The following is a 14,657-nucleotide window of genomic DNA, read 5'->3' on the forward strand; positions in this document are numbered from 1 at the left end:
TCAACGCCTCTGAAATTCGGGGGAAAGATAGGCAATCGCGAGACCCTGGCTGCGGGTTTCCGCGCGCGACACAGCCCGCAAGGTTTCGTCGGAAAGAAGCGGTCCGAGGCTATCGGAGACGAAGCGACGGGGATCGACCTGCGGGGGCGCCGCGTTGGCGATCGTGTTGGCGACATCCATTCGGGTGCTGAGCCCCTGGCCGGACGCCCAGGCGTCGACCGTGTCGGGAAATCCATTCGGGCCGGACGGCGCCCAGAACGGCTGGCCCATGGCGGCCAGGGCACCGACGATGACATTGGGTTTCGGCTTCTCGCCGCTGGCGCGCAAAAGCGCGATGACGAATTCGAGTGGCGACCGGATCTTGACCAGTTTCGGATCCCAGGCTTCGTCGGACCCCAGCAGCGCCAGATAGACCGCTGAGAGATCACCATCGGTTTTGCTGTATGTCGCGGAAAGCTTTTCAACGAGCGCCGGCGGCGGGACGTCCGAAACGAAGTGCCGAACGAGTTTCGTGGCAATATGCCTTGCCGTCGCCGGATGGCGCGAGAGATCATGCAACGCCTCCCTGCCCTGTCCGAAGCCATGATCGGCATAGGTAAGACCCAGGAGTGTCTGGTCGCCCGGCTCGTGGGCATTGGCATTGAAGGCGAAGGTACCGGACGCACCCAAGGGCGACTGACCGCGCACGACCGTCCAGCCGGTGATGATCCTTGCAAGCGTCGTGACATCGGCCTGCGTATAACCGCCATCCACGCCCAGCGTGTGGAGTTCAAGCGTCTCGCGGGCGAGATTCTCGTTCAGCCCGCGCTTTCCCTTCGCATTCGCCTTTGAATCCGGGCCAATCGACTGTCGGTTGTCGAGGAAGGTCAGCATGGCGGGATGGGTCTCGACGGCCAACAGCATGTCGGAGAAGCGCCTGAAGACATGAGGCCGGATGGCTTCCCGCTCGAATGCGCCGGCCAGGATATGAACCTCCTCGCCGCTCGATGTCGAAACCGCGAAATGGTTCGCCCAGAACATTGCCAGGCGTTCGCCGAAACCGATCAGCGGCTGACGGATAGTGCCGTTGAAGCGTGCCTCGGCTTCGGCCAGGAAAACCTGCTGCGGAAGATAGGCTGCAGCAGGTGGCGGTGGACTTGCCATGGCCTTCGGCATAGGTGCCGATTGGCCCGGCTGGCCTGCCTTCATGTCGCCACCCGACATTGCCGGTTGCGGACCCTGGCTGGTCGTCACCGGAGGCGCGGCGACTGCGACCGGCTGTGCCCTTGCTTGTTTGCGCTGCTCCTGAAAATCATAGAGAGCCACAAGAAGATCGGCCGTGGGTTTCAGCTCCACACCCACAGGCACCGGCACGAAACGTTCGGTGATCTCTTCCCGCAACGCGCCACGTGGGTCCGATGCTATGGCGGCGACGCCATTGCTGTCGGCGCCGAGCCCAAAGCGCGAAAGGGCTATTGCGGCATAAACCTCATTTGACGGTTGCGTCATGTCCTTGCCAACTCCTGCGTCAACTATCCGTTTAAACGCAGGCAACCGGCCGATCCGTCGGCCGGCAAATGTGATCATTTTGCGGCAGGGGGTTTCGGGACGCTGCGGCGGATCAGGCTTTCCGCGAGCGTACGGCGCTCGTCATAGGACAGCGTGGCGGCAAAATCGACGGCGCGCTGCTCGAGCTTTGCGCGCAGGGCGATATCGGCGTTGCGGGCTCTCGCCAGTGCCGCAGACAGCGCCTCGGCATCGAGGGTCGGCTGCCCCAAAAGGGAGGCCGCATCTATTTTCGCCTGCTGAGATTCCAGTACACTTGGCCGCTCCGCCTTGCGCGCATCATTGAGCGCCTGGCGGAAGGCTTTTTTCTGCCCGGAAGGAAGTTGCTCGCCGGCAAGCGGCAGCGTCTCGACGTGGGTCTGCGTGCTGCTGATCCAGGTCAGTCCACCACCTGCCAAAGCGCCGATCAGGAAGGTGTTCAGCACCAGCAGAGATAGGGCGAATATCCGAAAGCCGCGTTCGGTCATTGGGTGTCCTGCGCCGTATTCGCGTCGGTTCCGATATCACCGAAAACCGTTGTCGTTTGGTCCGTGGCGACCGTCGTGTCGGAAGTCACACTTGGTGCCAGAACCGCGATGGCAATACTTCCTGCCAGCGCGCCGGCAATGCCCACGCCGACAAGGCCGATACCGGCGGAGGAAAAGCGAAACCACCTGCGCATCCGGGACCTCCGGACAAGCTGCGTGAGAATCCTATCTCCGAGACCGTCATTCCTCGCCTTCAGCGCATAGGCGTCGAGCAGCTGATCCAGGCCGCCGGCAGCCGCGAGTGCGGACAATCCCGCAGGCGTCTTTGCGAACGTCTCGGCCAAGGCCCGCTCCTCTTCGGGCCATCGATCGATCGTGCCTCCATATGCCGCAGCCAGGGCGGCAAATCGATCGGCGTTCATGGCCGTCTCGACATATTCAATCATCGATCCGCTCCTTCAACAACAGCGTTTGCAGCGAGCGCCTTCCGCGCGCGAGCAGGCTTTCCAATGCATCCACACTGATCTCCATGATCGCCGCCGCCTCCGCGTTCGACATCGCCTGATAGTAAACCAAAATGATCGCCTCCCGCTGGCGCGGCGCGATCATCTGCATGGCCCACTCCACGCGCTTGCCCGGATCGTCTTCGCTCAACATGCCAGCATCCGGCGCGGGACCCTCATAGGGGACGTCGGGCGGATCCTCGGCGATCACATGCTTGCGGCGGCGCAGGCGGTCATAGCAAAGATTGATCGTCACACGATGGATCCAGGTGCTGAAGCGCGCATTGCGCTGCCGCCAGCCGCCGGCGTTGCGCCAGACACGCAGGAATGTTTCCTGCGCCACATCCTCGGCCTCATTGGCGTCACCGAGCATGCGTGTCGCCACAGCCAGAATGCGCGGCAACTGCCGTGATATCAGGGCGCGGGTTGCCTTGACATCGCCGGCCGCGACGCGGCCAAGCAAATCCTCGTCCGGATCACCATTTTTGGGTGAGCGATCCCCATTCATTGCCAATCGCCACCATCCGGATTTCGCGCGACGTCCCCATAGCACGCCTGCTCCTCGCCGATGACAAGGGCTTCGAGCCCATCGATCAGATCCGGTGACCTCAGGCTATGTGGTTGCGATGTCTCCGACAGGCCGGTCTTTTCCTTCGAAAGCGAATGGACGTATTTCGGCTTTAACGGCTGACCGACGAAAATCCGTCGGTCGCACTCTGTCAATTTTCAGGAAGGCGTAAGCCACGCCCTCAAGATCAAGACGCCGCTTGTTCGATCTCGCAAAAAGAAGCGAGGATGCGGACCCAGGAGCGGATGCCCTTATGAAAGCTCGAAAGGTCGTATTTCTCATTCGGGCTGTGAATACGATTGTCGAAACGGGCAAAGCCGACCAGAAGGGCGTCGCAGCCGAGGCGTCGTTTAAATTCGCCGATGATCGGGATGGAGCCGCCGGTACCGGCAAGAGCCGCCTCGCGCTGCCATTCGACGGTCAGAGCTTCCAGCGTCTTGCGCAGAAATGGGCTGTCGAGCGGCATGGTGGTAGCAGGCGCCAAGCCATACTCCTTGAAGCTGACCGAACAGTCCGATGGAATGCGCGCCCACACATGCGCCTGGAATGCGTCACGGATAGCGACGGGATCCTGCCCCTCGACCAGGCGGAAGGAGATCTTGGCGCTCGCCTTTGCCGGAATGACCGTCTTGAAGCCATCGCCGGTATAGCCGCCGCTCATGCCGTTGATCTCGCAGCTCGGCCTCGCCCAGACCTGCTCAAGGATCGAGCGGTCTTTTTCGCCCGCCGGGATCGAAAGGCCGATATCATGCAGGAAGCCGTCTTCATCGAAGGGCAGGCTCTTCCATTGCGCCTTAACGGCCTCGGGCAATTCCCGGACGCCGTCATAAAAGCCGGCAATCGCCACGCCGCCGTCCGGCGTCCGTAGGCTGGCAACGATCTCCGACAGGACCTGCAGCGCATTGCGGGCGGCATTGCCGAACATGCCGGAGTGAAGGTCTCGATCGGCGCAGGTGATTTCGATTTCCTGGCTGACGAGACCGCGCAGCATGGTCGTCACGGCCGGCGTGTCGTGGTCCCACATGTCGGTATCGCAGACCAAAACCGTGTCAGAGGCAAGTTCGGATGCGGTTCTGTCGAGGAAGGGAGCAAGGCTAGGGCTGCCGGCCTCTTCCTCCCCTTCGAAGAGAATGCTGACCTGGATCGGCAGCGTTCCGGTCACGGATTTCCACGCCCGGCAAGCCTCGACGAAGGTCATTAACTGCCCTTTGTCGTCGGAGGCGCCGCGCGCGACGATCGCCGTGTCTCCATTCTCCATGGGCTGCAGCACCGGTTCGAAAGGGTCGGTCTTCCAAAGCGGCAGCGGATCGACCGGCTGGACGTCGTAATGCCCATAAAACAGAACATGCGGCCCACCAGCCCGTTTTTCATGGCCGACAACCATCGGATGGCCGCTGGTGTCACGTACCGATGCATCGAAGCCAATCGTGGCCAGATCGCTTGAAAGCCATTCGGCTGCCCGACGGCAATCATCGCGGTAGGCAGGATCGGTGGAGACGCTGGGGATGCGGATGAGATCGAACAGCCGTTGCAGGCTCTGATCCATTGTCTGATCGACATGAGACAGCACGGCTTCGATCTGATCGTTAGTGGGCTTTGGCATTTGGGCATTCCTGGCTGTGGGAAAAGCGGCATTTGCAGGGTTTGGGAGACGATGCCGCCGGCTACGACTTCGGGGCATCGTAGCATCAACCGGCCCGTCATCAAGATGCAGGATCACGCCAGACCCTGCCTAAACAAGCTTTCTCCGCGAGATTTTTTCACGCTTCGACGCGGACATAAGATTCAGGCTATACAACTAACATGTTAGTCTGTATGTACTGACAACATATCCGGGAGGAATGGAACTTGTCGCAGAAATTTGGCCTATCAGTCGCGCTCACCACACCCTTCGACAGCAACGGCGATATCGCCATCGGCCCGATGATCAAGCAGGCCAAGCTGAGCCTTACATCTGGATGTTCCAGTGTCACGCTTTTCGGCACCACCGGCGAGGGATCCTCGATCGGCACGCAGGAGCGTGAAGAGGTGCTCGACGGCTTCCTGGATTTGGGGATCGCAGCAAACCACATCATCGTCGGCGTCATGGCGGATTCCGTCGAGGACGCTGCCGCCCAAACCGGATCGGCACTTTCCAAGGGCGTGCGCAATATCCTGCTGGCACCGCCCTTCTACTTCAAGAATGTCAGCGACGAGGGCCTGTTCCGCTGGTTTTCGGCAGTCTTTGCGCGGCTCGGAAACAAAGCGCGCGACATTATCGTCTACAACATTCCCTCCGTCACCATGGTGCCGCTCTCCGTGGCGCTGATCGGCCGTTTGCGCAGCGCCTTTCCGGGCGTTGTCACCGGCGTCAAAGATTCCTCCGGCGATTGGCCTTACACGGAGGCGCTTCTGAAGGCGCATAGCGACCTCATCATCCTGATCGGTGATGAACGCCATCTGGCCAAAGGCGTTCGGCTGGGCGGTCAGGGCGCGATTTCGGGGATGGCGAATTTCGTACCCCATGAAGTCCGGCTCATGGCTGAAGAGGGAAAGGATGACCCGCGCGTCGAGGATTTTGTCCTGGAATTGCTGAAATATCCGGTGACGGCGGCAGTCAAGGTCATGGTGGCGCAACTCTCCGGAGACGAAATCTGGCTTGCAGTTCGCCCGCCGCTGGTTTCAATATCCGGCGAAGGACGGAATCATCTGGCCGGCGCATTCAATGCGCTTTTCAGATCCAAAGCCGCTTAGGCAAACCGGACAGGGAGGGGGACGAATGGACGGCATGAACGAGCAGCCGACATTGCGGGAAAAAGCCTATGCGAGCTTTACCCAGCATCTGCTTGCCCGTGATGTACGTCCCGGTGAATTCGTCTCGCAGCGCAGGCTCGTGGAGCTGACCGGCCTGCCGCTCGGCGCCATCCGCGAGCTGATCCCGCGGCTGGAGGCCGAAGGCCTGATTAAGACCGTGCCGCAGCGCGGCCTGCAGATCGCCCATATCGATCTCGACCTTATCCGCGAAGCGTTTCAGCTCCGCATTTTTCTGGAGAAGGAAGCCGTCGCGCTCTTTACCCGTTCGGCTTCGGACGAAACCATTGCCGGGCTCCTGAAGCAGCACCGCGATATTGCCGATGCCATCCAGGCCGGCGATACGTCACAAGAGCTCGAACTCCATGCGCAATCGGTCGATTGGGGCATGCATGATGCCTTTATCGATGCACTCGGTAACACCATTATTTCGAATGCCTATCGCGTCAATTCGATCAAGATGCGGCTGATCAGCCAGGACCGGTTCCGGATCAACGGACATGTCGGACCGGTCATGGTCGAACATATCAAGGTGCTTGAGGCGATCCAAAGACGATCGGCGGAAGATGCCGTCGCATCGCTCGTTTCGCACATCAACGGGGCAAGAGACCGCGCATTGAAGATTTGAATGAAACAGGCCGCGAATGAGGAGATTTTCGGCCAAAGGAGGAGGAACAACATGTCATCGTCATTCATCAATCCCACGCGCCGCCATTTCATGGCGGGCACAGCAGCTTTAGGGGCAGCAAGCCTGCTCGGCGTCCGCTCCGCATCGGCGGCCGTGGACTGGAAGCGCTTTTCCGGAACGACGCTGGAAGTCAATCTGGTCAAAAGCCCGCGCAGCGAAATCATCATCAAGTACCTCAGCGAATTCGAGGCGCTGACCGGCATCAAGGTCAATGCCGAAGCAACGCCGGAACAGCAGCAGCGTCAGAAGACGACGATCGAGCTCAGCTCCGGAAAGCCGAGCTTCGACGTGGTGCATCTGAGCTATCATGTGCAGAAGCGCCAATTCGAAAAAGGCGGCTGGCTCGCCGACATCAGCGGTTTCCTGAAGGATCCGTCCCTGACGGATCCTTCGCTGACATTAGGCGACTTTGCAGAAGCCGGCATGAAATTCGCCAAGGATTCCGATGGCGTTCTGCGCTCCCTGCCCTTCTCGGTCGATTACTGGATCGTCTACTGGAACAAGACGCTCTTCGAAAAGAAGGGGCTTGCCTACCCTGAGACCTTCGAGGACATGGCCAAGGCCGCTGAAGCGCTGACGGATAAATCGACCAATACCTACGGCTTCGTTGCCCGCGGACTGAAGAATGCCAATACGCCGGTCTGGACCGCCTTCATGCTCGGCTATGGCATAACGCCGCTGTCTGCGGACGGCAAGTTGCGCACCACATCGCCGGAAGCAGTGGAGGCCGCCAAGCTCTATCAGCGCCTGATGACCAAGGCGGCACCTCCCGGAGTTTCCGGGTTCAACTGGGCCGAGTCCCAATCCGCGTTCCTGCAGGGCAAGATCGGCATGTGGTTCGATGGCGTCGGCTTTGCGCCGCCGATCGAAAACCCGGAAAAGTCTCGCGTCGTCGGCCAGGTCGGCTATAGCGTCATCCCCAAGGGACCTGCCGGACAAGCAGCCGCCACCTTCGGCGACGGCATCGGCGTGACTGCGGCAAGCCAGAAGAAGGAGGCCGCCTATCTCTTCTGCCAATGGGTGATCTCGCACGAGATGGGTGCGCGGCTGTTGCAGGCCGGCGCCGGCGTGCCGTTCCGCCAGTCCGTCCTTGAAGACATGAAAGTCCGCGAGGGCGTCAAGATGCCTGGGGCCTGGCTGGATGCCGTCGTCGGTTCCGGCAAGGTCTCGGCACTCGGCCTGCCCGTCATCATCCCGGTCACCGAATTCCGCGACATCTACGGCGTGGCGCTCACCAACATGATCGGCGGCGCGGATCCGGCAACCGAACTGAAGAATGCAACCGCACAGTTCGAGCCAGTGCTGGCGCGAAGCGAGGGGTGATGGCGTCCGTGAGCATCGAGAATACCACGGCGACCGCCGCGAAGAAGAGGAGCAAACCCAGAGGAGGGCTTGTTCCCAACTATTGGCCCTTCGTCATCCCCGCTCTGGTAGTCATCGCCGCGGTGATCGTTTTTCCGTGGATCTTTACCCTATGGATGAGCGTGAATAGCTGGACGCTCGGGCAATCCCAGAGCTTTGCGGGCCTTGCAAACTACGCCCGCCTGGCAACGGACATGCGGTTCTGGGAGGCGCTGTGGCATACGGTGCTTTATACCGGCCTCTCCGTCATCGCGCCGGTTTTCTTAGGGACCCTTGCCGCCCTGATATTCGATGCGCAATTCCCGTTGCGCGGTTTCCTGCGCGGCATTTTCGTCATGCCGATGATGGCGACGCCTGTCGCTATCGCGCTCGTCTGGACGATGATGCTTCATCCCCAGCTCGGCGTGCTCAACTATCTCCTGTCCTTCGTCGGCATCGGCCCGCAGGAATGGATCTACAATCAGGTCAGCGTCATCCCGTCGCTGGTGCTGGTGGAAACATGGCAATGGACACCGCTTGTCATGCTGATCGTGCTCGGTGGTCTCGCCGCTGTGCCACGCGAGCCTTATGAAAGTGCGGAGATCGACGGCGCCAATGTGTGGCAGAAGTTCCGCTATCTCACCCTGCCGATGATCGCGCCCTTCCTGATGATCGCCGTCATCATCCGCAGCATCGATGCGGTGAAAAGCTTCGACATCATCTATGCGATGACGCAGGGCGGGCCGGGAACTGCCTCCGAGACGATCAACATCTATCTCTACAACACCGCCTTTTCCTATTACGACATCGGCTACGGCTCGGCCATGGCGGTCGTCTTCTTCATCCTCATCGTCGCGCTCTCCTTCGTCCTGCTGATGGCGAGACAGCGCGCGAACTGGTCGGACACGGAGACACGATGATGAAACGCAAGACGCTCGACAAGATCGGTCTTCTCTTCGTGGCGCTGGTGATGATTTCGCCGGTAGTGCTGTTCTTCCTGTGGATGATCTCGCTTTCGCTGAAGTACGAGATCGATAACGGCGCCTATCCGCCGATTTTCATTCCCGAGCGCTTCGCCTGGTCGAACTACGTCAAGGTTTTCGAGGAGAACAACTTCTTCCTCTATTTCTGGAACTCCATTCTGGTGACTGGGGCCGCGACCTTGCTTGCTCTGCTGATCGGCGTTCCCGCCGGCTACGGTATTGCGCGGCTGAAGGCGGAGAGGTCGGCGGTCGTCATCATGATCGCCCGCATGACGCCCGGCCTCTCCTTCCTCATTCCGCTGTTCCTGCTCTTCCAATGGCTGAACCTTTTGGGAACGCTCTGGCCGCAGATCATCATTCATCTCGTCGTGACGGTCCCGATCGTCGTCTGGATCATGATCGGCTATTTCGAGACGACCCCGATGGAATTGGAGGAGGCGGCCAGCATCGATGGCGCGACGCCGTGGCAGGTCTTCCGGCTGGTGGCGCTCCCGATCGCCAAGCCGGGGATCGTCGTTGCTTTTATCCTCTCGGTCATCTTTTCGTGGAACAATTTCGTCTTCGGCATCGTGCTTGCCAGCCGCGAGACGCGCACCCTGCCGGTTGCCGTCTACAACATGCTGTCCTTCGAGCAGGTAAGCTGGGGGCCGCTGGCGGCCGCCGCGCTGATCGTCACGCTACCGGTGCTGGTTCTCACAATATTTGCCCAGAAGCAGATCGTTGCCGGCCTCACCGCCGGCGCCGTCAAGGGCGGCTGAACTCCCTTTCGAACAGGATCCAATCATGGCACCCGTGAACATACAAAACATCCAGAAGCGCTTCGGCCAGGTCAAGGTCATCCATGATATCAGCGTCGATATCGCCGATGGCGAATTCGTCGTTCTCGTCGGCCCGTCGGGCTGCGGCAAGTCGACATTGCTGCGCATGATCGCGGGGCTGGAGGAGGTGAGCGACGGCGAGATCCGTATCGGCGCTCGCGAGGTCAGTAACCTGCCGGCGCGCGATCGCGACATCGCCATGGTGTTCCAGAACTATGCCCTCTACCCGCATATGACGGTTGCCGAAAACCTGGGTTTTGCATTGAAGCTGCGGAAAGCCAGCCCTTCGGAGATTTCAGCGAAAGTGGAGAAGGCGGCCGGCATTCTCGGCCTTGAAGCGCTGCTCGACCGCTTTCCGCGCCAGCTTTCCGGCGGACAACGCCAGCGTGTAGCCATGGGTCGTGCCCTGGTGCGCGATCCCCAGGTCTTCCTGTTCGACGAGCCGCTCTCCAACCTTGATGCGAAGCTCCGCGTACAGATGCGCGCCGAGATCAAATCCATGCATCAGCGCGTCGGCACGACGACGATCTATGTGACGCATGACCAGGTCGAGGCGATGACGATGGCCGACAAGATCGTCGTGCTTCATGGCGGCCTGATCGAGCAGATCGGTGCGCCGCTCGACCTTTATGACCGCCCGGCCAATCTCTTCGTCGCCGGCTTCATCGGCTCGCCGGCAATGAATTTTATCGACGGAAAAATCGAAGAGGGCGTGTTCCGCAGCGACAAGGGGCTTATCCTGCCTCTGCCCGAGGGGCTGCCGATCTCGCGGTATGGCGGGCAACCGCTGGTCTACGGCATCCGGCCCGAACATATCCGCGCGGCAAGCGGCGGCATTTCGGGACGGGTCGAGATCGTCGAGGGCACGGGATCGGAGATTTACGCCAAGCTCGATTGCAGCGGCCAGGAAATATCCTGCCTCTTCCGCGAACGGCTCGATATTCGCTTCGGCGACACGGTCGGCATCGCGATCGATGCAGGTAGCGTGCATCTGTTCGACAAGGCGAACGGCAAGCGGCTTTGATGTCTTCTTCGATTTTCGATCCGCCGACAGGTGCGCCGAGACACGTCCTCTGCGTCGGCGCGGCTGTTCTCGACGCGCTGTTTCGTGTCCACACACTGCCGTCAGGACAAGGGAAAGTCCTGCCCCACGAGATGCTGCAGATCGCCGAGGGCATGGCGTCAAGTGCGGCCTTTGCGGTCGCGCGTCTTGGCGGCAAGGCAAGCCTATGGGGCGCGGTGGGCGACGACGAGACCGGCGAGCGGATTGTCCGCGACCTCGGGGAAGCCGGTATCATCACCGATGGCATGCTGCGCGTCGAGGGAGCGCGCTCGGCGCTGTCGACAATCCTGATCGATGACGATGGCGAGCGGTTGATCGTACCCTTTTACGATCCCAGACTGCATGAGACGGTGAAGCCGGTCACGCCGGACGATATCGCGGCTGTCGACGCCGTCCTGGTCGATGTCCGCTGGCCGGCGCTCGCGCTAAAGGTCCTGCAAGCGGCAAGAGATGCCGGCAAGCCCGCCATCCTCGACGGGGATGTCGCGCCCGATGGCACTATCGAACGACTGGCGCCCGCGGCAAGCCATATCGTATTTTCCGAACCGGCAGCACAACGGCTCACTGGCGCGAACGATGTCGCGGAAATGGTCCGGTATCTGAAACAGAGATTCAGCCACGCCTTCATCAGCGTGACCGCCGGCGCTGCTGGCAGCTACTGGTTTGACGATGAAAACGGCGAGATCGAGCATTGGCCGGCCCTTGCCATCAAGGCCGTCGATACGCTTGCGGCCGGCGATATCTTCCACGGTGCGTTTGCCCTTGCCATCGCGGAGGGCAAACCGCCGAAGGACGCGATCCGGCTTTCATCGATTGCCGCTGCGCTCAAATGCGAGGTGTTCGGCGGCCGTTCAGGCGCACCGACACGATCACAAGTTATCGCCCGGGCAGGTCATCAGCCAACTAGCTGACGCTTTCCATCGTCGCCTCCAGGAGCAGCCGAGTACCGTTGATGGCATCGGCCGGCTCAACATATTCGGCCTCGTTATGGCTGATACCATCGCGGCAGGGCACGAAAATCATCGCGGCAGGCGCCACCCGGGCGATGAACAGGGCATCATGAAATGCGCCGGAAATCATCCGCTTGCAGGGCAATTCAAGTGCCTTTGCCGCCGCCTCGATCCGATCTGTCATGACCTTTGAGAACGAGCCAGGCGGCATATCGAAAGATGTTGATATCTCGACGCTGCATCGCTGAGACGCTGCCGCCTCTTCGCAGGCCGCACGAACTCTTGCTTCGATGGCTGCCAGGGTCACCGCATCCGGATGCCGGATATCGACGGTAAAGGTCACCCGATCCGGAATGGCATTGATCGAACCCGGATGGGCCGAAAACCGCCCGACGGTCAGCCGTGCATCGTCGTCCTGTGGCATGACCGACATCTGCAGCCGGTTCAGCGCCGCAGTTGCCGCAACCATCGGATCACGCCGATAGGCAAGCGAGGTGGTGCCGGCATGGCCAGCACTTCCTGAGAAGGTCACGGTCAGCCATCGCGTGCCTTGAACGGCGGTGACGACACCGGCTGCCAGACCTTCACGCTCAAGCGAAGGCCCCTGCTCGATATGCAGTTCGAGATAAGCGGAGATCGGCGCGCCAAAGGCGCGCATCTTGGCTTCCGGCAGGGCCGCGAGCGTCGCCGCGAGCTCTTCCCCGAAACTTGCGCCATCACTTGCGGTCACAGACTGAAAATCGTCCGGATGTGCCGCACCGACAAAGGCCATCGACCCCATGACGCCGGGCGCAAAGCGGCTACCCTCTTCATTCGTCCAGGCAACGACTTCTATGGCGACCTCCGTCTCATGGCCCGCATCCTCCAAAGCCTCCAGCACTTCGAAAGCGGCAAGCGTGCCCAGCGCGCCGTCGAAGCGGCCGCCTGTCGGCTGGCTGTCGAGATGACTGCCGATCAGCATCGGCGGCAGTGCCGGATTGCGGCCCTCACGACGGATGAAGAGATTGGCGATCGCATCCTGAAAGATCTTAAAGCCACGCGCCGCTGAGAGATCAGCGAGAAGACGCCGCGCTGCCCGGTCTTCACTGCTCAATGCCTGCCGGTTGACCCCACCGGCCTTTGTCTTGCCAATTTCGGCGAATTCGCTCAAACGGCGAAGCAGACGCTCGCCGTTGACCTCAGGCCTGCCTCTCATCGGCGCAATCCGGCGATGAAGGCCTCGACCCTTTTCAGATCGACGGCATTCCACCAGACGCCATCATGTTTGAGCGAGCTTGCGACGATAACGCCATCGACGATATCGAGAATGTCATTGGCATTCTCCGGCGTGACACCGCTGCCAACAAGTGTCGGCAGACCCGCCGCTTCCTTGATCATCCGGATATAACCGAGATCGGCGGCATGGCCGGTGCGCTGGCCGGTCGCGATCACGGCATCCGCATCGAAGAAGACCAGATCCTTCACCTGCTCCTCGACCGGCCTGTCGGCAACGATTGCGTGCGCCCCGTGCTTGACATGGACATCGGCAAAAATCTTGATGCCGTTTGCCCGCAACTTGGCGCGAAAACGCATCGCGCGCGCCGCCTCGCCTTCGATGAAGCCTTCATTGGCGACATAGGCATTGGCCCATTGATTGACGCGCACGAAGCCAGCTCCGGACGCACTGGCGATGGACAAAGCCGGAATGGCGGCATTGGCCAGAACGTTGATACCGATCGGGCGACCCAGCTCCCGGCGGATGCGATCGGACACGACTGACATATAGGCTGCGGTCTCCGGCCCGATATCATCGGGCTTCGAGAACGGGATATCGCCGTGATTTTCGACGATGACACCGTCGCAGCCGCCATGCAGATAGGCTTTGGCGTCGTCGAGGCCGCGTTGATAGATCGCTTCCACCGCCTCGCCGTCGTAGCGCGGCGCGCCGGGCAGAGGTGCCAGATGGACGACGCCGATCACGACCTTCGTCCGGCCGAAGAGCGAGAGAAGTGCATCGCCGGACGCTTGGCCGACAGGCTTCTGGGAGGGTGTCATAGGCTTTCCGCCTCCATTGTGTTCATGAGTTTCGATAGCTCCACCCGGCTCGGGCAGGCTTCCAGTGTCCCAGGACGGCCGACTACCAAAGCGGCAGCCGCAACCGCCAGCCGCGCCGATTGCGCGAGCGGCCACCCCTTCGTCAGGAATCCGGCGAAACATCCGCAAAAGACGTCGCCGGCACCGCTGGTATCGACCACGGCCACCTTGACCGCTGGGATCAGATCGACAGTACCACCTTCCAGCAGGAGACATCCCTCGGCACCCAGCGTGACGATCGCCGCCTTTGCCCCGCGCCGAAGAAGATCCCGCGCGGCCCGCTCGGGATCAGGCTCGCTGGTGATCTCGAATGCCTCGCCTTGATTGACGATGACGATGTCGACCGCCGTAAGATCAGGTGCCGCGCCCGATAAGGGGCTCGGATTGAGGATCGTGGTCGCGCCCACAGTCTTCGCAGCCCGGAGGCACGCATCGGTGACCGTTGCCCTGAGATTGCCCTGCATGACCAGAAAGTCGCCACGAGCGATCAACGCGGCAAGACCTGTCTCCTGCAAGGGGTCGAAATCAGCCGCGCAGGCAACGCCGCTGACGATCAGGTTTTCACCGTCCCGGTTGACGACGATCGTCGATCTGTCGCTTGGCAACGGCTTTTCCGACAACCCGTCCAGATCGAACTCGCCTTTCAGCCGCTCCCTGATGAAGGCGGCGGCGGGATCACTTCCGAGCGGCGCAAAAAACCGGACATCAACACCGGTCCTCGCGGCGGCAACGGCCTGGTTCGCGCCCTTGCCGCCGACACCGTCCGAATGATCGCTCGCATTGAGTGTCTCACCCGGCACCGGAAAACGATCGACCCGAAATGTAGTATCGATGCAGACGTTGCCGACGACATGGACCGGCATGGCGC

General features: G+C 61.0%; 15 protein-coding genes. 7 read left to right on the forward strand and 8 right to left on the reverse strand.

Annotated elements, in window-relative coordinates:
- From RRH01S_RS31400 to RRH01S_RS31425, 5 genes are all read right to left on the reverse strand, one after another.
- Complete coding sequence (locus RRH01S_RS31400; protein WP_015918004.1) at positions 1-1,488, reverse strand: DUF1800 domain-containing protein; 1,488 nt, start codon at positions 1,486-1,488, stop codon at positions 1-3.
- A 74-nt stretch (positions 1,489-1,562) separates the two neighbouring features.
- A complete protein-coding gene (locus RRH01S_RS31405) occupies positions 1,563-2,012 on the reverse strand; it encodes a periplasmic heavy metal sensor (protein WP_015918005.1) in 450 nt (149 codons plus the stop codon).
- A complete protein-coding gene (locus tag RRH01S_RS31410) occupies positions 2,009-2,458 on the reverse strand; it encodes a hypothetical protein (protein WP_015918006.1) in 450 nt (149 codons plus the stop codon). Before RRH01S_RS31410 ends, RRH01S_RS31405 begins: the two co-directional genes overlap by 4 nt.
- Entirely contained in the window at positions 2,451-3,023 is a 573-nt protein-coding gene (locus tag RRH01S_RS31415; RefSeq protein ID WP_015918007.1) for an RNA polymerase sigma factor, read from the reverse strand. The genes RRH01S_RS31410 and RRH01S_RS31415 overlap by 8 nt, the downstream gene beginning before the upstream one ends.
- A gap of 247 nt (positions 3,024-3,270) precedes the next feature.
- On the reverse strand, positions 3,271-4,686 hold the full coding sequence (locus RRH01S_RS31425) for a dipeptidase (protein WP_042477272.1): 1,416 nt from the start codon (positions 4,684-4,686) through the stop codon (positions 3,271-3,273).
- Positions 4,687-4,931: 245 nt separating this feature from the next.
- On the opposite strand from RRH01S_RS31425, the gene RRH01S_RS31430 reads away from it, so the two are divergent.
- The 7 genes from RRH01S_RS31430 to RRH01S_RS31460 are packed head-to-tail and all read left to right on the forward strand — an operon-like array spanning position 4,932 to position 11,677.
- Positions 4,932-5,816 carry a dihydrodipicolinate synthase family protein gene (locus RRH01S_RS31430; protein WP_037219560.1) on the forward strand — a complete coding sequence of 295 codons (885 nt, stop codon included), beginning with the start codon at positions 4,932-4,934 and terminating at the stop codon, positions 5,814-5,816.
- Positions 5,817-5,841: 25 nt separating this feature from the next.
- Entirely contained in the window at positions 5,842-6,501 is a 660-nt protein-coding gene (locus RRH01S_RS31435; RefSeq protein WP_007699582.1) for a GntR family transcriptional regulator, read from the forward strand.
- A gap of 51 nt (positions 6,502-6,552) precedes the next feature.
- Entirely contained in the window at positions 6,553-7,884 is a 1,332-nt protein-coding gene (locus RRH01S_RS31440) for an ABC transporter substrate-binding protein (protein ID WP_015918012.1), read from the forward strand.
- Complete coding sequence (locus tag RRH01S_RS31445) at positions 7,884-8,822, forward strand: carbohydrate ABC transporter permease (protein WP_034515874.1); 939 nt, start codon at positions 7,884-7,886, stop codon at positions 8,820-8,822. The genes RRH01S_RS31440 and RRH01S_RS31445 overlap by 1 nt, the downstream gene beginning before the upstream one ends.
- The gene (locus RRH01S_RS31450; RefSeq protein WP_034515871.1) at positions 8,822-9,643 is read left to right on the forward strand and encodes a carbohydrate ABC transporter permease; all 822 of its coding nucleotides are present in this window, start codon (positions 8,822-8,824) and stop codon (positions 9,641-9,643) included. Before RRH01S_RS31445 ends, RRH01S_RS31450 begins: the two co-directional genes overlap by 1 nt.
- Before the next feature lie 25 nt (positions 9,644-9,668).
- Entirely contained in the window at positions 9,669-10,727 is a 1,059-nt protein-coding gene (locus tag RRH01S_RS31455) for an ABC transporter ATP-binding protein (RefSeq protein WP_037219557.1), read from the forward strand.
- Positions 10,727-11,677 carry a sugar kinase gene (locus RRH01S_RS31460; RefSeq protein ID WP_174010832.1) on the forward strand — a complete coding sequence of 317 codons (951 nt, stop codon included), beginning with the start codon at positions 10,727-10,729 and terminating at the stop codon, positions 11,675-11,677. Before RRH01S_RS31455 ends, RRH01S_RS31460 begins: the two co-directional genes overlap by 1 nt.
- Here RRH01S_RS31460 and RRH01S_RS31465 read toward each other — a convergent pair.
- The 3 genes from RRH01S_RS31465 to RRH01S_RS31475 are packed head-to-tail and all read right to left on the reverse strand — an operon-like array spanning position 11,670 to position 14,652.
- A complete protein-coding gene (locus RRH01S_RS31465; protein WP_037219551.1) occupies positions 11,670-12,911 on the reverse strand; it encodes a Zn-dependent hydrolase in 1,242 nt (413 codons plus the stop codon). The two genes, RRH01S_RS31460 and RRH01S_RS31465, sit on opposite strands and share 8 nt — an antisense overlap.
- Entirely contained in the window at positions 12,908-13,750 is an 843-nt protein-coding gene (locus RRH01S_RS31470; protein ID WP_042477281.1) for a BtpA/SgcQ family protein, read from the reverse strand. Before RRH01S_RS31470 ends, RRH01S_RS31465 begins: the two co-directional genes overlap by 4 nt.
- Positions 13,747-14,652 (reverse strand): ribokinase, encoded by a 906-nt coding sequence (locus RRH01S_RS31475; RefSeq protein ID WP_037219548.1) that lies wholly within the window; start codon positions 14,650-14,652, stop codon positions 13,747-13,749. Before RRH01S_RS31475 ends, RRH01S_RS31470 begins: the two co-directional genes overlap by 4 nt.
- Positions 14,653-14,657: the final 5 nt, after the last annotated feature.

The sequence above is a fragment of the Rhizobium rhizogenes NBRC 13257 genome, assembly GCF_000696095.1.
In the GTDB taxonomy this organism is placed as follows: Bacteria; Pseudomonadota; Alphaproteobacteria; order Rhizobiales; family Rhizobiaceae; genus Rhizobium; species Rhizobium rhizogenes.